We start from the raw sequence: 26784 nt of genomic DNA, 5'->3' as shown, positions 1-26784 counted from the left end.
GCGCGATCCGGGGCATTCAGCCATCACGGGATTGCGTGTATCGGGCCTGGAAATTGAGAAGAATGCGCGCTGTCAGCTACGGCGTCGCATTGGCCACGAAGGGCAGACCAGGAAGAGATGTCGAGAAACGGCCTCTGGTCAGCCCTGCAAACGCGTTTGCAGGGCGTTGACGGGACCACGCTGGCGATTAAACCGAAAATAATACTGCATTGCGTGATCCTCCTTTCTCAAAAAAGGTTGCCGGATCCAAATAACATTGCCCGCAAAAAGAGGCAAGTGAGCCGCAAGGACGCCGATATCCGCCATAAGCCGCTGGTCTAGATACCGTCGCCCGAGCTCTGGCTTGCGCCATTCGGCTGCTCCCCCTTCAAGCTGACGACCGTCCCGGCGATCCACAGCAACTGGGTCTATTCGAAGCGACAACAAACACGAGATTAAGTCCGGGCACTGTGAAAATATGGCACGCGATTTGCTTTCTGCCCGCGAGAATCGCTCGTCTTTCGCCGACGAGGCGTTGTCTTTCAATTTCGCCACATCTTGGCCGTTTCGATTGAGCTTGTATGCCTGAAAACGCTCCATTTGGCTTCCCGCCCCGCTTCCAAGGGTCAACTTTTGAGCAGATGGTTGAGAGTCACACGGAGAATTTCGGCCCTTTCGAAGCATGGCCCGCTAGCCCGGCAGGAAAATTTCTCTGGAAATCAGATACCCGATCTGACGGCACCGTGACGGTGGTCTCAGCGCAGTATTCGTCGCCGTGGCAGCTAAAAGCTGCGCCCGAAACTCCGGAGTGGCTATCGATTATTTTACCTCGCAGCGGTGCAGTCGTTGCAACGCTTGGCCGAAGAACAATCGAAGGCACGCCTGGTGGGATGCTCCTGGTGAACTCTCATGAGGCAGAGCGTTTTGACGTGAAGGGGGAACCCCATCTATCAGACGTGCTGCGACTGGATTGGAAAATAATTTCAAAGACGATCGCCGCGGTCTTTGAAATACCGTTTACCGGAGCGCTGGAGTTGTTGCCGGCGATGGATCTTTCCACCCAATCTGGCCAATTGATCGGCAAGGTGGTCCAAACCTTCGCCATTGGGATGCGCGACAATGGACTGCTGCTCCAATCGCCGGTCGCGATGTCGCACCTGACGGAAGTGCTGGCGGATCTGGTGGTGCGAACGATCCCGCATCGCTTCTCGGCGCTTTTGGACAAGAAGCCTTTGACGATTGCGCCTCGGCACGTTCGCCGCGCAATCGATTTCATGCAGGCCAATATCGACCGGCCTATTGTAACGCAGACGGTGGCTGAGGCGGCCGGCGTTTCCATTCGCGCACTTGAAAACGGCTTCCGCGTTTTCAGGCAAACGACGCCGGCGGCCTATCTGCGCACGATGCGCTTGCAGGCGGTCCGTCAGGACCTTCTGGATCCGTCGAACCATCAATCGGTGAGAGAAATATGCCAGAGGTGGGGCTTCTCGCATTTCGGTCGCTTTTCCGCCATCTATCGAGCTGCCTACGGCGAGAATCCATCGGACACCAGGAAACGATCTTTTGTTGTTTGACTGGCGCTGCGATCCGGTGAATGCGCATAATTTAAAAGAGGATTCAGGTTTTAGGCCGACCCGGCCTAAAACCATCCTGTTCTAGGCGGCGTCCGCCAGGTCGAGGTTTGCGAACAAATGATCGAGGTTCAGGAAGCAAACCATGCCCTGTTCGAGGGGGATGATGCCGTGTGAGAAGGCAGGATCGAATGCGGCGCCCAGATCAGGCACAGGCTGGATCAGTTTCTCGCTGATCGACAGGATATCGGAGACCCGATCAACGACCAGGCCAACGATGTTTGTGCCGACCTCGGCGACGACGATGGCGCTGCGACTGGTATCGACGACACTGAGCACACCGAGCTTCGCTGCCAAGTTTATGACGGGAATGACCAAGCCACGCAGGTTCATCACGCCGAGAACATGCGGCGGCGCATGGGGCAGCGGCGTTGCCGCTGCCCATCCCCGGATTTCCCGTATCACGGTCGTCCTGATGCAGAATTGCTGGTCGCCGAGGTGGAAGGCGATGATTTCCAGAGCCGTGCTTGAGCGCTGCTCGCCGGAATGCTGATCAGGCATCAAAAGTCCTCCCATTCTTTCACAGCTGCAGCTGTGGCCGTCCTGCTGCCGAAGGCGCTGGCGAGCCTATTTCCGAGCGCGCGGGCGGGCGAAGCCACCGGTCGGTTCGCGGAGACAGCTGCACGTGGCTGGGTGGCCGCGCCTTCAAGGCTGAAGCGGGCGACGAGATCGCGCAACTTGGCCGCCTCCTGGGCGAGGTTTGAGGCTGCCGCGGTCGATTGTTCCACCATCGCTGCGTTCTGCTGGGTGCTCTGGTCCATCGAATTGACCGCGGTGTTGATCTCGGCCAGCCCTGTCGACTGCTCCCGCGCCGAGGTGGCGATCGCGTTCATATGGCTGTTGACCTGCCCGATGAAGCCGCCGATCACGTTCAGCGCCTCGCCGGTTTCGCGCACCAGCCTGACGCCGCTTTCAACTTCCGTCGACGAATTCTGAATCAGCCCCTTGATTTCCTTGGCGGCCTGAGCGGAGCGCTGCGCCAGTTCACGCACCTCTTGGGCGACGACGGCAAAGCCTTTGCCGGCTTCGCCGGCGCGGGCCGCCTCGACCCCGGCGTTGAGCGCCAGGAGATTGGTCTGGAAGGCGATCTCGTCGATGACACCGATAATGTTGGAGATCTGCTGCGAGCTCTCCTCAATGCGGCGCATGGCTTCTTCCGCATGAGAGACGACCTGGGCTGATTTCTGCGCACTCAGATTGGCCTCGGTGGCAATCGAACGCGCCTCTTCGGTTCGCTTCGTCGAAGAGCTGACATTGACGGTGATCTGATCGAGGGCCGCTGCCGTCTCCTCGAGCGAGGCCGCCTGCTGTTCGGTGCGCTTCGACAGATCCTCGGCGCTCTGGCCGATCTCCTGTATGCCGGTATCGATTGCGCCGGTCGCATGAGCAACAGCACGCAACGTGCCGGCGAGCTGGGCCACCGCCGCATTGAAGTCGGTGCGCAGGCTTTCAAAGTCGGAGGCGAAGGGCTCGGAAAGCTGGATCGACAAGTCGCCGCTCGCCAAATGCTTGAGACCTGCCCCAAGGCCTTCCGTCGCCTGCGTCATTTCCTCGGCGCGACGCTGGTCCGCATCGGCCTGGCGGCGGCGTTCCTCCTCGGACATGTTGCGATTGGCTTCGGCTTCTTGTTCCAGCTTCCGGTTGGTGAGCGCATTTACGCGAAAGACTTCGACTGCCGCTGCCATTTCGCCGATCTCGTCTCGACGCGAGATCTGGGCCACATCGACATCGAGCTCGCCTTGTGAGAGCCGCCGCATCGCAATCGTCATGGTCTGGATCGGTTTGGCGATGCTGAACATCAGGCCGATGGCCGAAGCAAGAAGGACAAGAACGACACAGGCACCAACGATCAGCGCAATCGAGTCGCCCCTTGCTACCGTCGCAGCCAATGCGGCTTTTGCTTCTTCGGTGAAATGGCGCGCATTCTTGATGGACGCCTCGGTTGCGACGCGGGCTTGATTCATCGTCTGTCCGATTTCATCGTTCGAAACGACAGCCAATGCGGCAGAGATGTCCGTCTGGCTCAGTGCCACCCCTGGTTTGTTCGCCATGGCGCCAGACAGCGCAGAGGCACGTTTGGCAATCAACGCTTCGTAGGCTCTGAGGGTGTTGCGGATATCGTTGAGAACATCGGGCTTCAGGGCAATGCTTATGGGTTGGGCGAGGCCATCCCAAGCCTGTTGGCTGGCGGTTTTGGCTCGATTGAGTGCCGCTTGCAATTCCTCACCAGATATCGCGAAATCGACATCGCGAGCGGCAACGCGCATTTCGGCGAGAGACAGAGAGGCCGTCTGGATACCGTTGAGGATGATCTGTTCCCGATCAACGGTTTGGTTCGCCAGGGCTATATCCCGCCCTGCCAGCTGTTGATTGACGATCATGCAAATGATGAGAAGGATTCCGACCGCCGACGATACGGCAAGCTTTGTTCGGACTCTGGCGTTCTTGAAGAAAAGCATATCAACTCCTTAAATTGCTGTAATATTCGCTTGCAGCCAAGCGCAAAGGATCGTCTTCCGCGGATGGCGAAAACCGGTGAATAGGCATTCATGCCTGTGAAATAGCGATGCTCTCGGCCAACGCTTGGGCGGCGTTGATCTCAGGTGGCCCTTCAATCGGGTGAAAATGAGCGCCTCTGTCGACGATGTCATTTCGCCGACATGTTCCCTCGCTCACGGGCCACCAGAAAGCTCCTAGTGGATCGCGTCTTTTGGCAATTGGAGCAAACCATTGTATTGGTTAATAAAATTTTGCGTGAAGAAATGCGCCAGCTTTAATCGACGCGAATTGGACAGGAGAGTGGAGACCAGGATAGCCAAGACACAGATCTTGTAAGGCAAACATCACGCGAACCAGAAGCTCGGCTGTCTTGGCTGAGGTCGTGATGGTGCTTCAAAGGGCTGGATTTAACACCGCGTCTACCCGCCAATTCCTGATTTATCCACTCAGCCCAGCGGCAGTCAGCTCCAGCCGCCGCGTTATCCCGATGCTCCTGAGAAAGGTCTCGTCGTGGCTGACGAGGAGCAGCGCCCCGTCATAAGCGCGCAGCGCGGCCTCGACCGCTGATATCGAGTCGATGTCGAGATTGTTGGTCGGCTCGTCGAGGATCAGGAGCGTCATCGTGACCAGAAGTGTCGCAATGGCTCACCATATCTGCACCAGAATTGGGCCGTTCAGAAGTCATTGGCGGCAAAGGTTACTTATTGCTCCAACCTTTTGCTGCAGGTCCGCAAGGGCTTTGGCAGTCAGTTCAGTGCCCAATTGTTTGTACGTCGTGATGTCGGCCATCTTCTCGGTCAAACAGGTGCAATAGGTTTGGATTTGCTGCTGGGTAATAGCTTGGTTGAGTGAGGCCTGCTTCTGAACGCACGCAAACTGGGTGTCAGCTATGAATGATTTTCGCGCTTCGCCACCGATTGCTTCATCGCGAGAGAACACAAACTCTCCGTAGGTAAAAAGGCCGGCGAAAATTGTGACAAAGAGCGCCGCGAACGTGATTGCCCCCCGAATGGCACTTGCGTTCGACTTAGCTTGCCCCCTTTTGAAAACGTTTCGTATGGCCGCAATCACAACAAATAATAGTGGTGCGGCGAGAACCTGCCCACCTAAAGCGCCAATCGTTTCCGCACTCCGAGTGTGGGCGTAGTTTGCTAGTTCAAAGCCTCGACCATTGGCGACCTGAAGTAACAAGGTGACAGCGCTAACGCTAACGCCAATATTGGCGCTTCTCCAAAGGCTCCACTTTTGGGCTGCACGATGCCCGATCGCCTCTTCCATAGTCATGCCCTTCTCCTCCAAGCCGCGGCGGTGACTGTCATAGGTTGAATGCGTTATATCTTGCAAGTAGGGTATTGCTTTCGAACTAGCGACAGGAAGCCCTTTCATGGCGAAACGGGCTAGTGGAGCAATCGAGATTGAGCGAAGAGTTGATGGCAGGCCGAAAGGCAAAATACCCCAGGGCAGCCGTCAGAGCGTCGCTGGCGGGAGGCACCGATGCTCCCCCCTAAAATCACTTAACCCCATCACCCGGTAACTCCAGCCGCTGCTCTATCCCGATACTCTCGAGAAACGTCTCGTCATGGCTGACCACCAGCAGCGCCCCGTCATAAGCGCGCAGTCCGGCCTCAACCGCAGCAATCGAGTCGATGTCGAGATGATTGGTCGGCTCGTCGAGGATCAGGAGCGGCGGCGGTGCTGAGCCCAGGACGCAGGCAAGGCCGGCGCGCAGCAATTGCCCGCCGCTCAGCGTCGAGACGGTCTGCAGCGCCGCATCCGCCCTGAACATGAAGCGGGCAAGGGCCGCCCGGCAAGTGTTTTCATCGGAAAGCGGATTGATCCGGCGGAAATTGTCGCGGATCGAGGCCGAGGGGTCGAGCAGGCTGACCTTCTGATCGAGTATCGTGAAAGCGGTCATGACGGCGACGGTGCCGGCCCAGGGTTCCAGTTCGCCGGTGATGAGCGCCAGCAAGGTGGTCTTGCCCGAGCCGTTGGGGCCGGTGACGGCGATCCGTTCCGGCCCCGTCACGTCGAAGGAGAGATCGCGGATGACGGGATCACCCGGCTGGTAGCCCGATGTCACGTCATCCATCCTGAGCACGATCTTGCTGGCGGGCAGCCCGGTCGGCGGCAAGGTGACCGACAAGGGTTGCAGGATCTCGATCTTTTCGCGCGCCGCCTTTGCCTCTTCCAGCGCCTGGGCGCGCCGCCGTTCGGCAAGCCGCGCATTGTCGCCGCCCGTCGTTTCGCTCCGCTCCTTCATGCCACCGAGCATGATGCGCGGTATGCCGCCCTTGGCGGCCATCTTCCGCCCGGTACTGTCCCTGTGCGCCTGACGCTCCACCGTCGCCTGCGCCTTCCGCGCCACCTCGGCCACGCGTTTATCGGCTTCAGTGAGATCATGTTGTGCCGCCGCAAGCTCGAGCGCCTTGCGCTCGCGATAATGGCTCCAGTTGCCGCCATAGCGCGTGGCGCTGAGCGAGGTCAGTTCGACGATCGCATCGACGCTTTCAAGCAATTCCCGGTCATGGCTGACGATGATGGCGCCGGCCCGCCAGCCTGAAATCAGGCCGATCACCGCCTCGCGGCCATCGCGATCGAGATTGTTTGTGGGTTCGTCGAGCAGCAGGAAATCCGGTTCGGTGAAAACAAGCGCCGCAAGCCCGGCACGTGTGCGCTGCCCGCCCGAGAGTGCCGCAAGCGGGGTCTGCGCGACCACGTCGAGGCCGGTGCGATTGAGCGCTGCGGCCATGCGCGCCTCCAACGTCCAGTCGGCCGATGCCAGCTCGTCGACCGTCGCCTCGCCGGCTTCGGCACGATGCAGAATAGCCAGCGCATCGGTGACGCCGAAGAGATCGCCGACCGTCTCGTCAGACGCCACCTGAACGCTCTGCCGCAGCACGCCGAGGCTGCCGCTGACGGATATTGTCCCCGAGTGCGGCTGGATATCGCCGCAGACGAGCTTCAGCAGCGTCGTCTTGCCGACGCCGTTGCGCCCGACAAGACCGGTGCGCTCCGACCCGATGCTGAGGTCGAGATTGGAAAAAAGCGGCCGCCCGTCAGGCGCGGACCATGAAATCTGGGAGAGGGTGATGGATGCAGGCATGGATGTGGATTTCCTCGTTGGCAAGGCGAACTGGCGTTGCGATCGAGTTGAAATCCATTGCGGCACACATCCTGTTGAAATGATCGATGGCGGGGAATTTAGGGAAGAAAGGCGGAAGGTTCAAGGCAAAGAGCCAACTGACCGCCCGCTTTCCTTGGCCGGCTTCGTCGGGTGATTACCCCTCACCCCGTAAACGGGGCGAGGGGACGTGCCCTGCGAAAGGTTGGTGGGGACGGAGAGGTTGCGGCCATCCCCCTTCTCCCCGCGAGCGGGGAGAAGGTGCCGGCAGGCGGATGAGGGGCTTACGGCGCGCCGCAAACCTACCGCTTCAAGCTCCCCAATATTCCGCGCACCAGCGCCCGGCCGACCTGCGTCGCCACCGTGCGCGCCACACTCTTCATCGCCGCTTCCACCACCGTTTCGCGCTGGTAGCCGGAAGCCCGGCCGCGCGATTGGCCGCGGCCCTGGTTATCGTCGTCATTGCCGCCGCCGAAACCCGGCAGGCTCCAGCCGGAGGTCGTGCTGCCCTGCTGAGGCGCCTCTTCCTGCGCCCGCTTGGCAGCATCGGCATCCGCCGCCTTCTTTGCCCGCGCCGCCAGCAGCTCGAAGGCGGATTCGCGGTCGATATCCTCGTCATAGACGCCGAGAACCGGGCTTCTGTCCATGATCTGCTGGCGCTCGGCATCCGTCACCGGGCCGACGCGGCCCGACGGCGGGCGGATCAGCGTGCGCTCGACGATCGACGGCGCGCCCTTGGCTTCCAGCGTCGAGACCAGCGCCTCGCCGGTGCCGAGATTGGTGATGACGGTGGCGCAATCGAAGGCCGGATTCGCACGGAAGGTATCGGCCGCCGTCCTCACCGCCTTCTGTTCGCGCGGCGAATAGGCGCGCAATGCATGCTGCGCCCGGTTGCCGAGTTGGGCGAGCACCGTTTCCGGCACGTCGAGCGGATTCTGCGTGACGAAATAGACGCCGACACCCTTGGAGCGGATCAGTCGCACGACCTGTTCGACGCGTTCGGTCAGTACCTTCGGTGCGTCATTGAAGAGCAGATGCGCCTCGTCGAAGAAGAAGACGAGCTTCGGCTTTTCCGGATCGCCCACCTCGGGCAACTCCTCGAAGAGCTCCGAGAGCAGCCAGAGCAGGAAGGTGGCGTAGAGCCGCGGGTTCATCATCAGCTTGTCGGCGGCGAGCACCGAGATTTGGCCATAGCCATTATTGCTGGTGCGCATGATGTCGGAGATCTTCAGCGCCGGTTCGCCGAAGAAGTGCTCCGCACCCTGCTGTTCGAGAACGAGCAGCGCCCGCTGGATCGAGCCGACCGAGGCCTTGGAGATCAGGCCGTACTGGTTGGAAAGTTCGCTGGCGTTTTCGCCCATATAGTTGAGCAGCGAGCTGAAATCCTTGAGGTCGAGCAGCGGCAGCCCGCCCTGGTCGGCGATCTTGAAGGCGATGTTGATGACGCCTTCCTGCGGTTCGGAGGCATCCATCAGGCGGGCGAGCAGCAACGGTCCCATCTCGGCGATGGTGGTGCGCACCCGGTGGCCCTTCTCGCCGAACAGATCCCAGAAGATCACCGGAAACTGATCGAATTCATAATCGGTGAAACCGATCTGCTCGGCGCGCTTCGTCAGGAAATCCTTGGGCTCGCCCTTGGCGGCGATGCCGGAAAGATCGCCCTTGATATCGGCCGCAAAGACCGGAACGCCGGCCCGCGAAAAGCCTTCGGCGAGCACCTGCAGCGTCACCGTCTTGCCGGTGCCGGTGGCGCCGGTGACGAGGCCGTGGCGGTTGCCGAACTTCAGGTCGAGATATTCCGGCTTGTTGATGCTGTCATCGGGATTGCGGCTCGCGCCGATGAAAATCTTGCCTTCCTCGATCATTCGGAATGCTCCCTTCGGGCTTTGCCGCCATTTATGTCAGAAGGCTCGGTGTTCTCTCCCGCCGCCTTCATCGAACCATCGTTTCCCTGTTATAAGCAGGGAGATGGATGCGGACAACTGTTTGCATTAAAAGCAAAACCGGACAAAGTGCCCCCCGCGGAGAGGCCGGCTTGAGTTCCTGTGGAATTTCCATTAACGTTGACGTTAACGTCAAAATAACAGGAGGCTGACGATGAATGAAATTGTGACCCAGATCGCCGATCGCGTGGGTATTGCGCCCGACTTGGCCGAAAAGGCGCTCGGCATGATGCTCGGCTTCCTGCAGCGCGAGGCTGCCGATGGTCCGGTCGCCAAGATGATCGAAGCGATCCCCGGCGGCGCCGATCTCGTCGCCCAGTTCAATGGGGCAGGTGCCGGCGGCGGCGGCCTGCTCGGCGGGCTGATGAGCTCGCTCGGCGGCGGCGGCATCATGGGCCTTGGCCAGCAGCTGATGGGCGAAGGCCTCGGCATGGGCGAGATCACCTCGCTTGCCAAGGAAACCATCGCCATCGCCAAGCAATATGCCGGCGAAGAGGTGGTCGACGAGGTCGTCGCTTCCGTCCCCGGCCTCAGCCAGTTCGTCTAAGACGATTGATCGGCAGGAGCCTCGCGTTGTCGCGGGGCTTATATTCTTGCGCCGGAAGCACTGGCTGAAGCAAGCGCTGTCCACTGGCTGCCCAATGAATGGAAGGAGAGCAGATGACCGTCTGGCGCCCGTCGCAGCAGATCAGGGTGAAGGTGATCGGCCTCGCCTGGCGGAAAGACCAACTGCTCGCCGCCGAAGTGGAGGATGACAGTGGCCGTATCAAGGGCGTTCGCCCGCTCGGCGGCGCCATCGAATTCGGCGAGAGCCGCGAAGAGGCCCTGCACCGCGAATTCCAGGAGGAGCTCGAAACGGCGATCCGCGTCGTTGGCCCCTGGCATCTGCTTGAAAACATCTACGAGCATCATGGCGCGACCGGCCACGAATATATCTTCGCCGCCGATATCGAACTGGCCGATGAAAGCCTCTATGAGCGCGACGAAATCCGCTATTCCGAACTCGATGAGACGGCGGCGACGGCGCGCTGGTTCGGCCGCGACAGGCTGCGCGAGGCCGGCATCGATCTTTATCCGACAGGTCTCGAAAGACTGCTGTCGCGCTGGCGAGACTGAGCCTGATATCGCCAGTTTAGAGGACTGATATCCCGATCGCCAAACTTTGATCGCCAGTGCCCGCTTCCGGGGGGAACAATGAGGTCGTCCTGCTGTTTCTGTCGCATCGATGAAACCAGAAGGAATAGCATCATGCGCAGGTTTATTGCAGCAGCCTCGATCGCTCTCCTCAGCCTCTCCGCCCCGGTTCTTGCCCAGTCGAACATGGGCATGGATGCCAGCGGCCGGATCGACGGCACGCCGCCGCTCGGCACCGCGCCCGGAGCCGAAACGCAAAGCGGGCTGATAATCCCGCTCGACTCAATCGAAACCGGCAGCATCGACAATGAGCCAGTCAGCGGCCCCGTCGACTGGGCGCGCTGCCCGCCGCGCAAGGCGCGCGGAGCGCTGGCCACCGAAGGCGGCAACAGCGGCGCCTCGGTCAGCGCCGCATGCCGTGACGAGGGAAATCAGTAACATCAGGGGAGGGCGCTATTTGCCGTCCTTCTTGTCGTGATGCAGAATGACGCCGAGTTCATGCCACTCTCGCCTGTCGCGCTGGATCAATTCGTCGGCTGAGGCCGGTCCCATGCTGCCCGGCGCGTAAGCGTCGGGCACGCTCTGATCCCTAGCCCAGATATCGAGGAAGGGCTGCACCGCCGCCCATCCTGCCTCGATGCCGTCGGCACGCTGGAACAGCGTCTGGTCGCCGATGAAGAGATCGTAGAGCAGTGATTCATAGCCGGTCGTCTTGGCGATATCGAATTTGTCCGCATAGCGGAAATCGAGAGAGACCGGCACGGTATCGACGGAAAGCCCCGGCGACTTGATCGAGATTTCCATGCTCATGCCTTCGTCCGGCTGCACCTGGATCACCAGCCGGTTCGGCGGCAGGCGGCGCTTGACGTCGGTCTCGCGAAACTGCGCGAAGGGAACCGGCTGAAAGGTGATGACGATCTCGGTGTCGCGCGCCGTCAGCGCCTTGCCGGTTCTCAGATAGAAGGGCACGCCGGCCCAGCGCCAGGTATCGGCATAGAGCTTCAGTGCCACGAAGGTCTCGGTCCTGCTGTCGGACGAAACGTCCTTGGTGTCGCGATAGGCCGGAAGTTCAGCACCATTGAGCGGACCTGCGGCATAGGCGCCGCGCACGCCATGCGTCTTGGCCTCCTCCGGCGTGTAGATGCGCAGCGCCTTCAGCACCTTGCTCTTCTCGTTGCGGATCGCTTCGGCATCGAAGCTGTTCGGCGGCTCCATGGCGATCATCGCCAGCAGCTGGAAGAGATGGTTCGGCACCATGTCGCGCAGCGCGCCGGTTGCGTCGTAGAATTTGCCGCGGCTGCCGACATCGACGATCTCGGCGGCGGTGATCTGCACATGATCGATATAGCGGCTGTTCCACAAAGACTCGATCATCATATTGGCGAAGCGCGCCGTCATCAGGTTCTGCACCGTCTCCTTGCCGAGGAAGTGGTCGAGCCGGTAGACTTGGCTTTCTTCAATCTGGGCGAGGATCTGTGCATTCAGCGCCTGCGCCGAGGCGAGATCGGTCCCGAACGGCTTCTCGATGGCGACGCGGCGGAAAATGCCGTCGCTTTCATCGGTCAGCCCGTGAGCGGCGAGCTTCTCGACGATCGTGCCGAAAAAGGATGGCGGCACCGCGAGATAGAAGGCGGCATTGGCATTCGGCCCCAGCCGCTTGCCGATCTCGACGAAAATATCGTCCTTGGTGAAATCCCCGGACGTATAGGAAATGCGCCGGCGCAGGCTTTCCCATGCTTCGTCCTTGACCCTCGGCTCTTCGCCGCTGAGATGGTTGAGGAATTGGTCGAGCCGCCCGCGCAGGAATTCGTCGTCACCCGGCTCGATGCCGATGCCGAGAATGTGGAGATCGTCGCCGACGAGGCGGCTGCGCGTCAGATTGATGATCGCCGGCACCAGCAGGCGGCGCGTCAGGTCGCCCGTCGCGCCGAAGATGACCAGGGTGACCGGCGGGGTGGGGGCAGCGTCCATGTGTCATCTCCTTGCAATTTGCGGCCGACTATAATGCGTGCCGGTTTCGCCGCAACATAGGCGGCGAGGGGTAACAGGCATTTGACATCCTCTGGCGTGCGCCCGAGGTCGGTTACGCTTTGACCGCCACCATGAAAATCCTCGGAAACCTGAGCAGCACCCGGCCATCCGAAAGCTTGGGATAGGCCTGTTCCACCCGCTTGAGGTAGTCGGCCAGGAAGGCCTTGCGATGCTGCTCGCCGGCATGGGCGAGATAGGGCATCAACCCGGTTCCCTTCACCCATTCGACGATCGCGGCCGCATCGGCCATCGGGTGATTGTAGATGGTGTGCCAGATATCGACGCGCGAGGCTTTGCCGATCAGCCTGTCGTAATAGGCGGAGGGCGGCGGCAGCGCCTTTCGGCGGACGCTCTTCGCCTCGAAGGCGGCCTTCCATGGGCCGGCATGCGCCGTTTCCTCCATCGCCAGATGCGAGGGTTCGCCGAGATTGTCGGGCATCTGTACGGCGAGCACGCCGCCTGCGGAAAGCCCGTCCATCAGCCGGTCGAAAATGTCGATATGATCGGGCAGCCATTGGAAGACGGCATTGGCAAACAGCAGGTCGGCCGGTTCCGTGGGCTGCCAGCTGCCGAGATCGGCCTCGACGAAATCAGTGCCTGGAAGCCGCTTGCGGGCCGCCTCCAGCATGTTCATGTCGCTGTCGAGGCCGGAGACGCCGGACGCTCCGTAACGCTCGATGATCAGTTCGGTGGAATTGCCGGGTCCGCAGCCGAGATCGACGGCGTGGCGAAGGCTTTGCAGCGGCACCTGCGCCAGAAGGTCACGCGCCGGTCGCGTGCGCTCGTCCTCGAATTTCACATATTGATGGGCGGACCATGCCATGGCGTTCACTCCTGCTGTATCTGTGTAAGGCGCCTGCCGACCTTCATTCAGCCGACACAAGTATCTTGTCCACGCGCCTTCCGTCGAGATCGACGACTTCGAAGCGCCATCCATCTCTCGTGAAGCTCTCGCCCAGTTCCGGCAGATGTTTCAGCTCTTCCAGCACCAGACCGGCCACAGTCTGATATTCCAGATCGTCATCGAGCTTGAGGTTTAGGAATTCAGCGAACTCGTCAATCGGCGTCCAGCCCGACACGAGATAGGAACCGTCGTCTCGACGAGCGATGGCCTGTTCATCGACAGGTCCCTCCTGGAGAGCCCCCATGATCGCTTCCAGAATGTCGCCTGACGAAACAACTCCCTCGAAATGGCCGTACTCGTCGAAAACCAGCACCATGTGAACGGGCGATTTCCGGATTGCCTCAATAACGTTGATGGCCGTTGAAAGGTCTGAAACCACCGGGACATCGTGTGTCAGAGCCTTGATATCGGCGCTGCCGTGTTCGGACATCGAGTCGTAGAAGTCCTTGACCGGAAGAATGCCAATCACCTCGTCCGAACTGCCTTTTCGAACGGGCAACCGCGACCGTTTCGTCCTGTGCAGCTGGGTCCGAATTTCCTCGAGGCTGTCGTCAATATCAATGATTTCGACGTCTCGCCGGGGCGTCATAAGCGCTCGGGCGGTGCGGTCCGCCAGCCGCATGACGCCTGATATCATCGCAGACTCTTCGCTTTCAATCACGCCAGCCGACTGCGCCTCGGCCAGTACGGTTTTGATCTCTGCGTCGGAGACATTGTCGCCGCCTTTTCCCGACTGGCCCAAGAGCTTCAGCACCAGATTTCCGGAGGCGTTCAGAAGCCACACGAGGGGCAACGCAATTTTTGAAAGCACCGCCATGGCGGGTGCGACCTTTGCCGCAACCGCTTCGGGTTCTCGCAATGCGATCTGCTTTGGAACAAGTTCGCCGATGATCAAGGAAAGATATGTGATCGCGACGACGACCGAACCGACGCCGATGGCATCAGCGGCCGTCGATGACAACCCTTGTTCTTCCAGCCATCCGCTCAGGCGCCCCCCGAGCGTGGCCCCTGAGAAAGCGCCCGAGAGAACACCGACCAGCGTGATGCCGATCTGCACCGTGGAGAGAAAACGTCCGGGGTTTTCAGCGAGTTTGATCGCTTGAGCGGCACCCTTGCTCCCATTGTCGGAGAGAACCTTTAGGCGGGCCGTTCGCGAAGACACAACGGCCAGCTCCGACATGGCGAGCACACCATTCAGGATGGTGAGAAATGCCACAATTCCAATTTCCAGAAACACAGGGACCCTATTCGTTGAGGTTGTCATACCGCATTCATCAGGCGAAGCGGCGAGGTATTCGAAGGGACGCTACTATAGACGCATCACCTGTCGTCTTTCCATCATCGTGTTACATCGGTGTAGGTTCCATCCGTTTTCAGAATTCGGTGAGTGGCAACCCCGACCCATGGGGAAAGGGCCGAATCCAGTCGAAAGACATCAGCGACCATAAGCGGTCGTCGTCATGAGGGACCGCTCCTTGTGAAGTGGAAGTCATAGGTCGTCGGGAAAAGCGGGCCGGCATGCGGCCGCCCGTCATGCTCGATGATGTGGAAAGCGGCTGCTCGCTGCGGGAGCCTGAGGTGCCCAGGGCAAGGAGGAGGTCATCGCGCCATCTACAGTGGTCGCCAGCGTCCTCGGCCGGGAGATCCCGGTTGGAACGGGCGGAGCTTGTACTGGATGGGTCGCTGTCAGGCATGGCGCAATTTTGGCGGTGAAACGATTCCGGCGCAAGAGGCGCCGGACGAAAATCCTTATAGCGTCTTGATATGACAGTTTTGAAAATAGCGGCAGCGCCGCGTTCCGGTTGAGAATTTCAGGGGAATTTTCGTGTTTCTACAGCGATGGAGGAACAACCGCTTTGGCGTATTATGCAAGTGCCTTGGCATCTCTCGTCAGTGATCGGGGGCCAAACGAGCCCTAGATGATCTCATCACAAAGAGAGGTCGAGATGATTGACAAGAAAACCGCACTCGTTACAGGCGCATCCTCCGGGATGGGCAAGGCGATCGCCAAGCGTCTGCTCGTCGATGGCTACAGGGTCTACGTCGCCGCCCGCCAGGTCGAGAAGATGGAAGACCTTGTACGGCTCGGCGCTACGCCCTTGCGCATGGACATATCGAGGGAAGGTGAGATCAAAGCCGCTGTTGAAACGATTCTGGCGGAAGTCGGCACTATCGACGTGCTGGTCAACAATGCCGGCTTCGGGCTCTACGGTCCGGTTGAGGAGATCGGTATCGACGAGGCCCGCTACCAGTTCGAGGTGAATGTGTTCGGCCTGGCGCGGCTGACGCAGCTTCTGCTTCCAGCGATGCGTGGGAAGGGCGCCGGCACGATCGTCAACATCACCTCCATGGGCGGCAAGATTTACACTCTGCTCGGCGCTTGGTACCACGCCACCAAACATGCGCTGGAAGGTTGGTCGGACTGCCTGCGGCTGGAGCTTGCCCCGTTCGGGATCCGAGTCGTGATTGTCGAACCCGGCCTGATCGAAACGGGATTTGGCGACGTCGTTGCCGACGGACTCATCAAGCGTTCGGGGAAGGGGCCCTATGCCGAGGTGACGCAGGCGGTTGCCAAGTCGACGCGCGAAGCTTACGGCCATGGCCGCGGCACCGATCCCGATGTGATCGCCGACATCGTCTCCAAGGCGGTCAAAGCGAAAAAACCGCGCACGCGCTACGTCGCCGGCAAGTATGCGAAGCCGATGATCATGATTCGCAACTGGTTCGGCGATCGCATATTCGACCGCGTGATCATGAGCCAGATGCGATAGGGGAGGCAGCCATGAGTGGAGCGCCGGCAGATCGGTGCAAGATACCGCGGGCTTTCTGGCTCGCGGTCGAGCATATCGGTGTGCCGCCCGCGGCGCTGCTGCGGCAGGCGCGCCTGCCGGCGACTTTGCACCTGAATGGCCAGGGTCTGGTCAGCACGGCGCAGTTCTTCGCCCTCTGGCGGGCGCTGGAGGAACTGACGGCGGATCCGGGCCTCGGGATCAAACTGGTTGAATCGGCGGAAACCGCCGTGCACCCGCCCTCCAGCCTCGCGGCCTTCCATGCCCGCGACTATCGGGACGGGTTGTCGCGATTAGCCCGGTTCAAGCGGCTTTGCACCCCGGAGCAATTGCACTTTTCCGAGCAAAGCGGGGAATGCACGATCAAGGTCGAGTGGCTCTACGCCACCGAACCGGAGCCGGCAGTCGCCGTCGATGTAGACTTCGCCACGCTGGTCGAACTCGGCCGGCGCGGTACCGGGCAAAGGCTGACGCCGGTTCGCGTGGAATTCCAGCGCGCCGGTCCGCAGCGCGACGCGCATCGATCCTATTTTGGATGCCCCATCCGCTATGGACAATCCCGCAACGCCCTGATTCTCAAATCCGCCGATCTCGGCCGGCCTTTCCTCGGGCACAATCCGGAACTGCTCGAACTCCTCACGCCCGCCCTTGCCTCAGCACTTGGCGAAATCCAGGCGCGCAGTGCAATCCGCGAGCAGGTCAAGATCGTTCTGAAGAGAAGCCTGGCGAGCGGCCGGCCGGAACTGTCCGATGTGGCCTTCGACCTGGGCATGAGTGAGCGCACACTGCAGCGCCGGATCACCGATGAGGGCTCGACCTTCCGGGAGTTGCTCGTCGAAGCACGTCAGGAATTGGGGAGGCAATTGCTCTCCGATCCCTCAGCCGGGATTGACGAGGTCGCGTGCCTGCTCGGCTATCAGGATACAAGCTCCTTCTATCGCGCTTTTCGGGATTGGGAAGGCGTGACGCCCAACCAGTGGCGGGAACGCAACCTGGGACACCTCGGACGCCGGGTGATTGCCGGCGTCTCCGTGCATTAGATCCATCACGCCGCCAGGATCGTAATCCCGTAAGCATTGGCGGCGGCCGTCATGCGGGCGATGGTCTCAGTCGAAGGGCTGGCCTTCGGGGGTTCGGTCGCGCCCTCCGCTTCGATGAACTCGGCCATCTCACGATCAACGATCGCGGAAAACACCACCGGGACGGTTCCGCGGTTGGCATAGCCATGCACCATGAAGGGCGGGATGGTGACGATGTCGCCGGCACTGGCCTCGATCTCTTCCGGGCCGCTGTCGCTCAGGCGCCAGATCGTCAGACGTCCCTCGCGGATGCGGAACACTTCAGGGCTCGCATGCGCATGTTTCGGCGTCCGGCTGCCTGATGGCACAGTGACGTCGAAGATATTCAGCCAGGTTCCGCTGATTCTAAGCCGCCGCTCGACCCGGTCGCCGAGAACGAAAAACCGCTTCGCCTCGTCACTGCCATGCATTTTCACAAATGAGTTGGACATCATGTCTCTTTCTTTTTCTTCCAGGGCTTTTTCTTGCGGGCGCAGCCGTTAAACCTCTACGCCGCTTTTGACAACCACACTGTTGTCTGGGGCAACATTGCCAAGCGCCTTCAACGCGGCGCTTCGGTCGCCGAAGCGATGAACGTACGGCTCCGTTGCCGAGAGTTCAGTGCAGCTCGTGCGCCTGGAGCAATTCCAGGAAAAGTGCGAACCGGTTTTCCGTCCGGAATTGCGCAAAAACAAAAGGATAGAGCGGTTCTGCGCTTCCGTTAAAAGCTGAACCGCTCTAGCCATCACGAGTAGTCGGCGCTGATATCGGTACGGCGGGTCGTTTCCGCAAGGCCCGAAAATGCCGCACCAGCTGTGCGGAAATGACTGAAGCCGGAGGGTTTCGAGTCTGCCTGTCTGTAATACCGCCGACACAGAAGGGGCGCATAGAACGCGGCGGCCGTTCTTGACAGTTCTTCCATTTTCACATTGATCATTCCAATTGATGGAGCGCATCCATGTCTTCTCTTCCCGTCGTCGGCGCCGCCATGACGCTCGATGAAGTCGAGCTTCACCGCGACTGGCTTTTCGAAAAATCCCGCGATCTCGAATTGCAGAGCTTCATCGATGCCGAGGTTCTCAACGGCGACTGGGCGCCGCTTGCCGCCCGCACCAGGCGGCTTCTCGACGGCCACAGCGGCCGCCTCGGCATTCACGGCCCGTTCTGGGGCTTCACCATCGCCTCGGAAGATCCCGATATCCGCGCCATCGTCACAAGGCGCCTGCTGCAGGGTCTCGATGTCTGCGCCGCCATCGGCGCCACCCATATGGTCATCCACAGCCCCTACACCTCCTGGTCTTACAACAATCTCGACGACAATGCCGGCGCCCGCGAAGCCTTGGTCGAGCGCACGCACATGACCCTGCGCGACGCCGTCCGGCGCGCCGAGGATATCGGCTGCACCATGGTCATCGAGAACATCGAGGATAAGGATCCGCATATTCGCGTGGCGCTGGCCGAAAGCTTCCACTCGCCCGCGGTCGCCGTCTCGATCGATACCGGGCACGCCCATTATGCCCATGGCTATACCGGTGCTCCGCCGGTCGATTACTACGTCAAGGCCGCCGGCAATCGCCTGCAGCATGTCCACCTGCAGGATGCCGACGGATACGCCGATCGCCACTGGAGCCTCGGCGAAGGCTCGATCCACTGGCACGCCGTCTTTAGGGCACTTGCCAAGCTCGACAGCAATCCGCGCCTCATCATCGAGATCAAGGACAAGTCGAAGATCCCGGCTTCATCAGCTTTTCTCGCCTCGATCGGCGTAGCTCAATAGGGTCTTGTTGCTCGTCCCGCCCTCCCTGAGTCCGGTGCTCGTCACGGGCGGGGAGGGTGGAATTCCCTCATGAAAACCGGGTAATCACGCTGATTCCGGTGGCCTCAGCCTTGTCGAGCGCCATCAGCGCCGGCACGGCCTCTTCGAGGCTGACCCGCCGTCCGATCAGTTTTTGCGGCGCGATCTTGCCGGCCGAAAGCATCGACAGCATGGCGTCGTAACGCCAGGCCTGCATGCCGTGGCTACCGTAGATTTCCAGCTCGTGGCCGATCACCTGCGCCATTGGAATCTGCGGTGTCGCCTGTTCACCGAGCATCAGCCCCACCTGCACATGCCGTCCGCGCCGGCGCAGGTTCTTGATCGAGTTGAAGCAGGTGACAGGATGGCCGAGCGCGTCGATCGAGACATGCGCGCCGCCCTTGGTGATTTCGCGCACCGCCTCCGCCACGTCGGCGACGCCTGCTGCATTGACCGTCGCCACCGCCCCGCAGTCGCGCGCAAAGGCGAGCTTCTCCTCGGATATGTCGATGCCGATCGCATTCGCCCCGAGGGCGGTGGCGATCATGATCGCCGACAGGCCGACGCCGCCGCAGCCATGCACGGCGATCCATTCGCCGGGCCCGGTGCGGGCCTGGTCGGCGACGGCGCGAAACGAGGTGGCGAAGCGGCAGCCGAGGCTTGCGGCCGTCGCATCGTCGATCGTATCGGGCAGGTGCACCAGATTGGTGTCGGCATAATCGATCGCCACATATTCGGCGAAGGAGCCCCAATGGGTGAAGCCCGGCTGGAACTGGTTGGGGCAGACCTGCTGGTTGCCGGAATGGCATTCGCTGCAATGGCCGCAGCCGGAAACGAAAGGCACTGTCACCCGGTCGCCGACCTTGAAACGCATCACGCCGCGGCCGGTGGCGACGATGCGCCCGGCAAGCTCGTGTCCCGGCACATGCGGCAGGCGGATAGCGGGATCGTGTCCCATCCAGCCGTGCCAGTCGCTGCGGCAGAGCCCGCTTGCGCCGACCGCTATGACAACGCCGTCCTCGGTCGGCGTCGGATCGGGCAGGGTGCGGATTTCGGGCGCCTGTTCGAAGGCTTCGTAGAACATGGCTTTCATCGGCGTCTTCCCTTGCTGCGTATCCGCTGTTGCACCCCATCATCGCATGCTGCAGCCAACCATTCCAACATTCCATTCCATCATTTTTGCTGATGCACCCATCGATGAAGCCGCTGTTGCTGCGCACGAATATTGCGGCATGATCGCATCCTTCGGCATTTTCTTGCTTCCGTGTTTCCGAGCGGGATTTGTCCTTGACCCGGCTTGCCGCGGAGGTTTTTGCTTTGCCGGCTTTATAGGGAGGGCAGCATGGCCGTCGATACATCACCCCGTTCAACCACCTGGACCCATGTCGATGGAGAATGGCTCCCCGGCAATCCGCCGCTGATCGGGCCGACCTCGCATGCCATGTGGCTGGGTTCCACGGTCTTCGACGGCGCCCGCTGGTTCGATGGTATCGCGCCGGATCTCGACCTGCACTGCCAGCGCATCAACCGCTCGGCGCTGGCCATGGGCCTGAAGCCGGTGAAGTCGGCCGAGGAGATCGCCGCACTCGCCTGGGAAGGCGTTGCGAAATTCGATGGCGCCACGGCGATCTACATCAAGCCGATGTATTGGGGCGAACATGGTTCGCCCGGCAGCGTCGTTTCCGTCGATGCGGAATCGACCCGCTTCGCGCTCTGCCTGTTCGAAGCGCCGATGGGCGGCCATGGCGGCACCAGCCTGACCGTTTCGCCCTATCGCCGCCCGTCGCCGGAAACGGCGATGACCGAGGCGAAGACCGGCTCGCTCTATCCGAACAGCGGCCGCATGATCGCCGAGGCGCGCAGCCGCGGTTTCGACAATGCGCTGGTGCGCGACCTGAACGGCAACGTCGTCGAAACCGCCTCATCGAACGTCTTCATGGTGCGCGACGGCGTGGTGATGACGCCGGCCGCCAACCGCACCTTCCTCGCCGGCATCACCCGCGCGCGGGTCATCGGCCTGCTGCGCCAGGCCGGTTTCGACGTCGTGGAAGCAGCGCTCTCCGTCGAGGATTTCCTCGCAGCCGACGAGATCTTCACCACCGGCAACTACTCCAAAGTCGTCGGCGTCACCCGCCTCGACGACCGCAATTTTCAGGAAGGCCCGTTCACCCGCAAGGCGCTCGAGCTTTATATGGACTGGGCCTACGGCCGCAGCGAAAGCGAGGAGTGAGCAGCGGTTCGGCGCAGCCGAAGCAATCGATCCAGTGAATCGATTGCAGCTGCGAACGCCCGGAGCGCAAGCGTAGGGCAGGGGCGGTCGCCTCCAGCAAAATCCGAGTCTGCGTCCGCCCCTCATCCAGCTGCCGCCACCTTCTCCCCGCGGGGAGAAGGGGCATGCCGCGACCTCTCCGTTCCCCACAGACCTCTCGCATGGTACGTCCCGTTTGCGGGGAGAGGGTTAGGGTGAGGGGCAATTTTCTGGCTGTGAGGGCAGCCTATAGTCCCGATGTCTGCCCCTCACGTCATCCACTTCCGATGCTCGGCAAATCTCTCCACCAAGAGATCGATGAACAGCCGCACCTTCGTCGGCAGGTGGCTGCGGTTGGGATAGACCGCGTTGATGTTGAATTCCACCGGCCGGTAGTCCGGCATGATCTTCACCAGCCGCCCTTCGGCGATGTCGTCGAACACCACGAAGCTCGGCGCCAGGAAGATGCCCCGCCCGCTCAGCGTCAGGAAGCGCAGCATCTCGGCGCTGTTGGAGACGACGTTGCCGGCGATCTTGACGCTCTCCGGGTTGCCCGCGCCATCCTCGAAGCGCCATTCGTCGCCATAGGGATAATAGGCATATTGCAGGCAATTGTGCTCCGCGACCTCCGCCGGCTTCTTCGGCATCGGATGACTCTCGAAATAGGCCGGCGAGCAGACGAGCATATGGCGCCAGGGCGTCAGCTTGCGGGCAACGAGCGAGGAATCCGGCGGCGGTACGGTGCGCATCACCAGGTCGTAGCCATCCTCGATCATGTCGACCATCCGCTCGCCGACGCTGAAATCGAGTGAGATCGACGGATAGAGCTCCATATATTCGCTGACGACGGGCAGCAGGAAACGCACGATGGCACTGCTGGTATAGACCCTCAGCGTGCCGCGCGGCGTCGAGCTCAGCGCGCCGGCCGTCCGGTCCGCCTCCTCAAGTTCGGCCAGGATCTGCGACGAGCGTTCGTAGTAATATTTGCCGGTTTCGGTCAGGCTGACCTTGCGTGTCGTGCGGTTGAGCAGTCGCACGCCGAGCCGATCCTCCAGCGATTGCACGTGATTGCCGACCATGGTGACCGACATGTTGAGCCGGCGCGCCGCGGCGGAAAAACCGCCGCATTCCACCACCCGGCCAAAGACTGTGAGGCTTGTCAGCCGATCCATATTGCCCTCGGATTATCCGCTGAGAGTTGATGATCCTTCCCGATTTAAACAGATTATCAAAATAAATGTCAGGGCGCATTTTCTTCGCATCGAACATGGCCTCTCACAGAGGAGGCCAACGGTGAAGGAGAATGACGATGGTCGAGTTACCCCAGAGGCAAGTTTTCGAAACTTCCAGGCAGGCCGAGCAGATCCTGGCCGAGGAAGCTGCCAGGACGCCCACTGCCGAGGCGCCGCCCATGCCGGCCGCCGAAGCACCGGTTGCGGAAGCGCCGGTCGCGGGTGCTTCCGGAAAGGCCGGTCGGGGGATCGTCAAGCGCGCCGTCCTTGCCGCCGCGCTGCTTGCCGGCGTCGCTTTCGCCGGCGATTTCGGCTACCGGTACTGGACGGTCGGCCGCTTCATCGAATCCACCGATGATGCCTATGTGAAGGCCGATTACACCACTGTCGCCCCGAAGGTCGCCGGCTATATCAGGGAAGTGCTGGTCAGCGATAATGACCAGGTCAAAGCCGGTCAGGTTCTCGCCCGCATCGACGACCGCGACTTCCAGGCTGCCCTGTCGCAGGCGAGAGCCGATGTGAAGGCGGCCGAAGCCGCCATCACCAATATCGATGCCCAGATCGCCTTGCAGCAGTCGGTGATCGAGCAGGCGAGGGCGACGATCGACGCCTCGCAGGCCTCGCTGGATTTTGCCGTGTCGGACGCCGCCCGCTGGGCCCGCCTCATCACCAACGGCGCCGGCACTCAGTCCCGTGCCGAGCAGACCCAGTCGGCCAGGGAACAGGCCGCTGCCGCCGTCGAGCGCGACCGGGCAGCCCTCGTTGCAGCTCAAAACAAGGTGCCGGTGCTGCAAACCCAGCGCGAACAGTCGGCTGCCCAGCGCGACCGCGCCGCCGCCGCCGCCCAGCAGGCGGAGCTCAACCTCTCCTATACGGACATCGTCGCCGCCGTCGACGGCACGGTCGGCGCCCGCTCGATCCGCGTCGGCCAGTATGTCACCTCGGGCACGCAACTGATGGCCGTCGTGCCGCTGCATGCGGTCTATGTCGTCGCCAATTTCAAGGAAACGCAGCTGACCTATATCAGCCCCGGCCAGCCGGTCGAGATCAAGGTCGACAGCTTTCCCGACATCTCGATCAAGGGTCATGTCGACAGCGTTTCGCCGGCAAGCGGCCTGGAATTCTCGCTGCTGCCGCCGGATAATGCCACCGGCAACTTCACCAAGATCGTCCAGCGCATCCCGGTCAAGATCGTCATCGACGACGAGCCTCTGAGCGGCCTGTTGCGTTCGGGCATGTCGGTCGAGCCCGAAATCGATACCAAGGCTGCCCAAACCCAAGCTGCCGAAACCAAGCCTGCCCAAGCCAAGCCTGCCCAAGCCTCTGGGGCGGACGAAGAGAGATTGTCCAGCCAGGCTGGATGATCCCCATCATTCCCCGAATGATCCCGATCATTCCTCAATGATCTCGATCATTCCCCGAATGATCACCCGAACCCCGTCATGAGAAAGTTTCCCGCGAGAGCTGGAAGGAGATAAGCCATGGCCACTCTTCAGATCGCCGCAAACGGCAATTCGCTTGCGCGCCCCGCCGCCGCAGCGCCCGCGGCACCTGCCGCCATGAGCCCGCTTCGCATGTGGGCAGCCGTTGTCGGCTCGACACTCGGCGCCTTCATGGCCGTCCTCAACATCCAGATCGTCAATGCCTCGCTTGCCGATATCCAGGGCGCGATCGGCGCCGGCACCGATGACGGCGGCTGGATCTCGACGTCCTATCTGATCGCCGAAATCGTCGTCATCCCCTTGAGCGCCTGGCTGGCGCGCGTCTTCTCGGTCCGCAACTATCTGCTCACCAACGCCATCCTCTTCCTCGTCTTCTCCGTCGCCTGCGCCTTCGCGGCCAATTTGCAGCAGATGATTATCCTGCGCGCCATACAGGGCTTTTCCGGCGGCGTGCTGATCCCGATGGCCTTCACCATCATCATCACGCTGCTGCCCAAGGCCAAGCAGCCGATCGGTCTTGCGCTCTTTGCCCTGTCGGCCACCTTTGCGCCGGCGATCGGCCCGACGATCGGCGGTTACCTCACCGAGAACTGGGGCTGGGAACATATCTTCTACGTCAACCTGGTGCCCGGCGCGCTGATGGTCGGCCTGCTCTGGGCCTCGCTCGACCGTGCGCCGATGAACCTGAAGCTGCTCGCCAAGGGTGACTGGCCTGGTATCATCACCATGGCGATCGGCCTCGCAGCCCTGCAGACCGTGCTGGAAGAGGGCAACAAGGAAGACTGGTTCGGCTCCGATTTCATAGTCCGCCTGTCGGTTATCGCCGCCGTCTCGCTGACGCTATTCCTGATCATCGAGCTGAAGACCGCCACTCCGCTGCTGAACCTCCGCCTGCTGGTCCGCCGCAATTTCGGTTTCGGCATCGTCGCCAATTTCCTGCTCGGCATTGCGCTTTACGGCTCGGTCTTCGTGCTGCCGATCTATCTGACCCGCATCCAGGGCTATAATTCCGAGCAGATCGGCATGGTTCTCGCCTGGACGGGCATCCCGCAGCTGCTGCTGATCCCGCTGGTGCCGCGCTTGATGAAACGTTTCGACGTGCGCCTGCTGATCGTCGTCGGCTTTGCCCTCTTCGCCGCTTCGAACTTCATGAACGTGCACATGACCGGCGATTATGCGAGCGACCAGCTCTTCTGGCCGAACATCGTCCGCGCCATTGGCCAGGCGCTGGTCTTCACACCGCTTTCGGCAATCGCCACATCAGGCATCGAGCAGGAGAATGCCGGTTCGGCTTCGGCACTCTTCAACATGATGCGCAATCTCGGCGGTGCCGTCGGCATCGCCTCGCTGCAGACCTTCCTGTCGAAGCGCGAACAGTTCCACTCGAACATTCTGACCAATTCGGTCTCGGTCTTCGAGGAGGCCACCCGCGATCGCATCGCGGGGCTGACCGGCTACTTCATGAGCCATGGGGTCAGCGATCAGGCGCTCGCCGGGCACAAGGCCGTCGTCGCCATCGCACTCAAGATACGCAAGCAGGCCAATATCATGGCCTTCAGCGACACCTTCTTCCTGCTCGGCGTCGCGCTCGTCGTCGCCCTGCTGGCAAGCCTGCTTCTCAGAAAACCCGGTCAACTCTCCGGCGGCGGCGCTCACTAGCGCTCCGCCTTCCCTTAAGGAGGAGAAAGCCATGACATCAGCGATCTACGCTCCCGATACCGACAGGCTGCAAACGAAGACCGCCGGCCATGCCGTCAGCGCCGCCGCACTTCTGTCGATCATCGAATGGCTTTCCGGCGATGAATGCCACGCGCTCGACGAAGCGGGCCTCGTCTCCGGCCTCGGCCGCAGGCTCCAGGCGCTCGGCCTGCCTATCGACCGGTTGACCCTGCATCTGATGACGCTGCATCCCGAGTTCATCGGCCGCACCATCGCCTGGGCGCCGGGCGAGCCGGTCGAGATCCACGACCGGGAACACGGCGCCCGCGTCGCCATCGCCAATACGCCGCTGCGCAAGGTCATGGAGACCCGGGAGCCGCTGGTCGTCGATACCGGCGAAAGCGTGCATGGCCGCTGGCAGCATATCGATGTCTTCGCCGATCGCGGCCTGATGCAGCTCGTCATCGCGCCGCTCTGCAACGTCGACGGCCCGGTCAGCGCCGCCGTCTTCGGCACCAGGCGGCCTGGCGGCTTCACCGCTCCCGAGCGTCAGGTGATCGAGCGCATCCTGCCGGCGCTGCGCAACACCAGCGAGCTGCGCATTCTGCGCCAGGTCGAGCTCAGCCTGCTCGATACCTATATCGGCCCGCTGACGGCAAGCCGCATCCTGGCCGGCCGCATCCGCCGCGACGAGATCGAATCGATGGAGGCGGCACTGCTGCTCTGCGATCTCAGAGGCTTTACCGAACTGTCGAACCGTCTGCCCGGCAGCACCGTGCTCGGCCTGCTCAATGCCTATTTCGACAGGATCGTGCCGGCCATCACCCGCGAAGGCGGCGAGGTGCTGAAGTTCATGGGCGATGGCGTGCTTGCCTTCTTCCCGGGTTACGATGCCGCCCATTCCTGCGGCGCCGCCCTGGCATCGGCCCGCGCCATCCTCGAGGAGATCGACCATTTCCAATATGAGGGCATCGGCGTGAAGGCCGGCATTGCCCTGCATTACGGCGAGGTCAGCTACGGCAATGTCGGCTCCGGCCGCCGCCTCGACTTCACCCTGATCGGCGGCGACGTCAATCTTGTAAGCCGCATCCAGACCGCCTGCAGCGAGTTGGGAGAGGCCTTGCTGATGTCGGCACCGTTCCGTCAGGAGGCCGGGGCAGGGGATGTAGTGTCCGCCGGAGCGCACAGGCTGAAGGGTTTTGCGGATCCGGTGGAGCTATTCACGATCGTGCGGTAGGTGCGAACCCAGCCCGGAGATACTGCGCCCCAACGCCCCACTTGCATAAAATGCATGGCAGCTCTGCCCGAAACGGTTTCGT

At 61.5% G+C, this 26784-nt stretch carries 24 protein-coding genes and 1 pseudogene; 12 read left to right on the top strand and 13 right to left on the bottom strand.

Annotated features, from left to right (window positions below; translation table 11 throughout):
- Window positions 1-138: 138 nt before the first annotated feature.
- Window positions 139-579, bottom strand: a complete 441-nt coding sequence (locus EEQ99_RS34560) for a hypothetical protein (RefSeq protein WP_164735922.1) — start codon at window positions 577-579, stop codon at window positions 139-141.
- On the opposite strand from EEQ99_RS34560, the gene EEQ99_RS11035 reads away from it, so the two are divergent.
- Window positions 561-1553: an AraC family transcriptional regulator gene (locus tag EEQ99_RS11035; protein WP_127430414.1), complete on the top strand. Its 993-nt coding sequence runs from the start codon at window positions 561-563 to the stop codon at window positions 1551-1553. The two genes, EEQ99_RS34560 and EEQ99_RS11035, sit on opposite strands and share 19 nt — an antisense overlap.
- An 81-nt stretch (window positions 1554-1634) precedes the next feature.
- Here EEQ99_RS11035 and EEQ99_RS11030 read toward each other — a convergent pair whose 3' ends face one another.
- The 5 genes and pseudogenes from EEQ99_RS11030 to EEQ99_RS11010 all read right to left on the bottom strand — a co-directional run bounded on the left by EEQ99_RS11030 (window position 1635) and on the right by EEQ99_RS11010 (window position 7212).
- A complete protein-coding gene (locus EEQ99_RS11030; RefSeq protein WP_127430413.1) occupies window positions 1635-2111 on the bottom strand; it encodes a chemotaxis protein CheW in 477 nt (158 codons plus the stop codon).
- A complete protein-coding gene (locus EEQ99_RS11025; RefSeq protein WP_244604791.1) occupies window positions 2111-4069 on the bottom strand; it encodes a methyl-accepting chemotaxis protein in 1959 nt (652 codons plus the stop codon). Before EEQ99_RS11025 ends, EEQ99_RS11030 begins: the two co-directional genes overlap by 1 nt.
- A 478-nt stretch (window positions 4070-4547) precedes the next feature.
- Window positions 4548-4724 (bottom strand): annotated as a pseudogene (locus tag EEQ99_RS11020) (ABC transporter ATP-binding protein); the annotation flags it as partial.
- A gap of 66 nt (window positions 4725-4790) precedes the next feature.
- A complete protein-coding gene (locus EEQ99_RS11015; protein WP_127430412.1) occupies window positions 4791-5393 on the bottom strand; it encodes a hypothetical protein in 603 nt (200 codons plus the stop codon).
- A 226-nt stretch (window positions 5394-5619) separates the two neighbouring features.
- Window positions 5620-7212, bottom strand: a complete 1593-nt coding sequence (locus EEQ99_RS11010; protein ID WP_127430411.1) for an ABC-F family ATP-binding cassette domain-containing protein — start codon at window positions 7210-7212, stop codon at window positions 5620-5622.
- On the opposite strand from EEQ99_RS11010, the gene EEQ99_RS34555 reads away from it, so the two are divergent.
- Entirely contained in the window at window positions 7199-7387 is a 189-nt protein-coding gene (locus tag EEQ99_RS34555; protein WP_164735921.1) for a hypothetical protein, read from the top strand. The two genes, EEQ99_RS11010 and EEQ99_RS34555, sit on opposite strands and share 14 nt — an antisense overlap.
- Window positions 7388-7532: 145 nt before the next feature.
- Here EEQ99_RS34555 and EEQ99_RS11005 read toward each other — a convergent pair whose 3' ends face one another.
- Complete coding sequence (locus EEQ99_RS11005) at window positions 7533-9095, bottom strand: helicase HerA-like C-terminal domain-containing protein (protein WP_097542730.1); 1563 nt, start codon at window positions 9093-9095, stop codon at window positions 7533-7535.
- A gap of 232 nt (window positions 9096-9327) precedes the next feature.
- Here EEQ99_RS11005 and EEQ99_RS11000 point away from each other — a divergent pair, with 232 nt between their 5' ends.
- The 3 genes from EEQ99_RS11000 (at window position 9328) to EEQ99_RS10990 (ending at window position 10745) form a co-directional block, all read left to right on the top strand.
- The gene (locus EEQ99_RS11000) at window positions 9328-9720 is read left to right on the top strand and encodes a hypothetical protein (protein ID WP_003546502.1); all 393 of its coding nucleotides are present in this window, start codon (window positions 9328-9330) and stop codon (window positions 9718-9720) included.
- A gap of 113 nt (window positions 9721-9833) precedes the next feature.
- Window positions 9834-10289 (top strand): NUDIX hydrolase, encoded by a 456-nt coding sequence (locus EEQ99_RS10995; RefSeq protein WP_097595749.1) that lies wholly within the window; start codon window positions 9834-9836, stop codon window positions 10287-10289.
- Window positions 10290-10421: 132 nt separating this feature from the next.
- Window positions 10422-10745 carry a hypothetical protein gene (locus tag EEQ99_RS10990; RefSeq protein ID WP_025554717.1) on the top strand — a complete coding sequence of 108 codons (324 nt, stop codon included), beginning with the start codon at window positions 10422-10424 and terminating at the stop codon, window positions 10743-10745.
- Between the two features lie 15 nt (window positions 10746-10760).
- Here EEQ99_RS10990 and zwf read toward each other — a convergent pair whose 3' ends face one another.
- From zwf to EEQ99_RS10975, 3 genes are all read right to left on the bottom strand, one after another.
- Window positions 10761-12278, bottom strand: a complete 1518-nt coding sequence (gene zwf, locus EEQ99_RS10985; protein ID WP_127430410.1) for a glucose-6-phosphate dehydrogenase — start codon at window positions 12276-12278, stop codon at window positions 10761-10763.
- 112 nt (window positions 12279-12390) lie between these two features.
- On the bottom strand, window positions 12391-13161 hold the full coding sequence (tam, locus tag EEQ99_RS10980; RefSeq protein WP_127430409.1) for a trans-aconitate 2-methyltransferase: 771 nt from the start codon (window positions 13159-13161) through the stop codon (window positions 12391-12393).
- 43 nt (window positions 13162-13204) lie between these two features.
- Entirely contained in the window at window positions 13205-14479 is a 1275-nt protein-coding gene (locus tag EEQ99_RS10975; RefSeq protein WP_097595747.1) for a hemolysin family protein, read from the bottom strand.
- Window positions 14480-15188: 709 nt separating this feature from the next.
- On the opposite strand from EEQ99_RS10975, the gene EEQ99_RS10970 reads away from it, so the two are divergent.
- Window positions 15189-16013, top strand: coding sequence for an oxidoreductase (locus EEQ99_RS10970; RefSeq protein WP_097542913.1), 825 nt, complete (start codon window positions 15189-15191; stop codon window positions 16011-16013).
- 11 nt (window positions 16014-16024) lie between these two features.
- Complete coding sequence (locus tag EEQ99_RS10965) at window positions 16025-17071, top strand: AraC family transcriptional regulator (protein ID WP_025554952.1); 1047 nt, start codon at window positions 16025-16027, stop codon at window positions 17069-17071.
- Between the two features lie 5 nt (window positions 17072-17076).
- Here the strand turns inward: EEQ99_RS10965 and EEQ99_RS10960 are convergent, their stop codons facing one another.
- The gene (locus EEQ99_RS10960; RefSeq protein ID WP_025554954.1) at window positions 17077-17544 is read right to left on the bottom strand and encodes a cupin domain-containing protein; all 468 of its coding nucleotides are present in this window, start codon (window positions 17542-17544) and stop codon (window positions 17077-17079) included.
- Between the two features lie 503 nt (window positions 17545-18047).
- Between EEQ99_RS10960 and EEQ99_RS10950 the strand changes: the two genes are divergently transcribed.
- A complete protein-coding gene (locus tag EEQ99_RS10950) occupies window positions 18048-18866 on the top strand; it encodes a sugar phosphate isomerase/epimerase family protein (RefSeq protein WP_025554526.1) in 819 nt (272 codons plus the stop codon).
- Window positions 18867-18933: 67 nt separating this feature from the next.
- On the opposite strand, the gene EEQ99_RS10945 is transcribed toward EEQ99_RS10950, so the two are convergent.
- Entirely contained in the window at window positions 18934-19977 is a 1044-nt protein-coding gene (locus EEQ99_RS10945) for a zinc-dependent alcohol dehydrogenase family protein (RefSeq protein ID WP_127430408.1), read from the bottom strand.
- A gap of 249 nt (window positions 19978-20226) precedes the next feature.
- Between EEQ99_RS10945 and EEQ99_RS10940 the strand changes: the two genes are divergently transcribed.
- A complete protein-coding gene (locus tag EEQ99_RS10940; protein WP_047614241.1) occupies window positions 20227-21114 on the top strand; it encodes a branched-chain amino acid aminotransferase in 888 nt (295 codons plus the stop codon).
- A gap of 287 nt (window positions 21115-21401) precedes the next feature.
- On the opposite strand, the gene EEQ99_RS10935 is transcribed toward EEQ99_RS10940, so the two are convergent.
- Entirely contained in the window at window positions 21402-22304 is a 903-nt protein-coding gene (locus EEQ99_RS10935; protein ID WP_025554530.1) for a LysR family transcriptional regulator, read from the bottom strand.
- A 137-nt stretch (window positions 22305-22441) separates the two neighbouring features.
- Between EEQ99_RS10935 and EEQ99_RS10930 the strand changes: the two genes are divergently transcribed.
- The 3 genes from EEQ99_RS10930 to EEQ99_RS10920 all read left to right on the top strand — a co-directional run bounded on the left by EEQ99_RS10930 (window position 22442) and on the right by EEQ99_RS10920 (window position 26702).
- The gene (locus EEQ99_RS10930) at window positions 22442-23728 is read left to right on the top strand and encodes an HlyD family secretion protein (RefSeq protein ID WP_127430407.1); all 1287 of its coding nucleotides are present in this window, start codon (window positions 22442-22444) and stop codon (window positions 23726-23728) included.
- A gap of 117 nt (window positions 23729-23845) precedes the next feature.
- Window positions 23846-25465: an MDR family MFS transporter gene (locus EEQ99_RS10925; RefSeq protein WP_127430406.1), complete on the top strand. Its 1620-nt coding sequence runs from the start codon at window positions 23846-23848 to the stop codon at window positions 25463-25465.
- Window positions 25466-25496: 31 nt separating this feature from the next.
- Window positions 25497-26702, top strand: coding sequence for an adenylate/guanylate cyclase domain-containing protein (locus EEQ99_RS10920; protein WP_097595742.1), 1206 nt, complete (start codon window positions 25497-25499; stop codon window positions 26700-26702).
- Window positions 26703-26784 lie beyond the last annotated feature (82 nt).

Origin of the sequence: Rhizobium anhuiense (assembly GCF_003985145.1) — a bacterium.
GTDB lineage: Bacteria > Pseudomonadota > Alphaproteobacteria > Rhizobiales > Rhizobiaceae > Rhizobium > Rhizobium anhuiense.
This window is presented reverse-complemented; position numbering and strand designations above follow the sequence as displayed.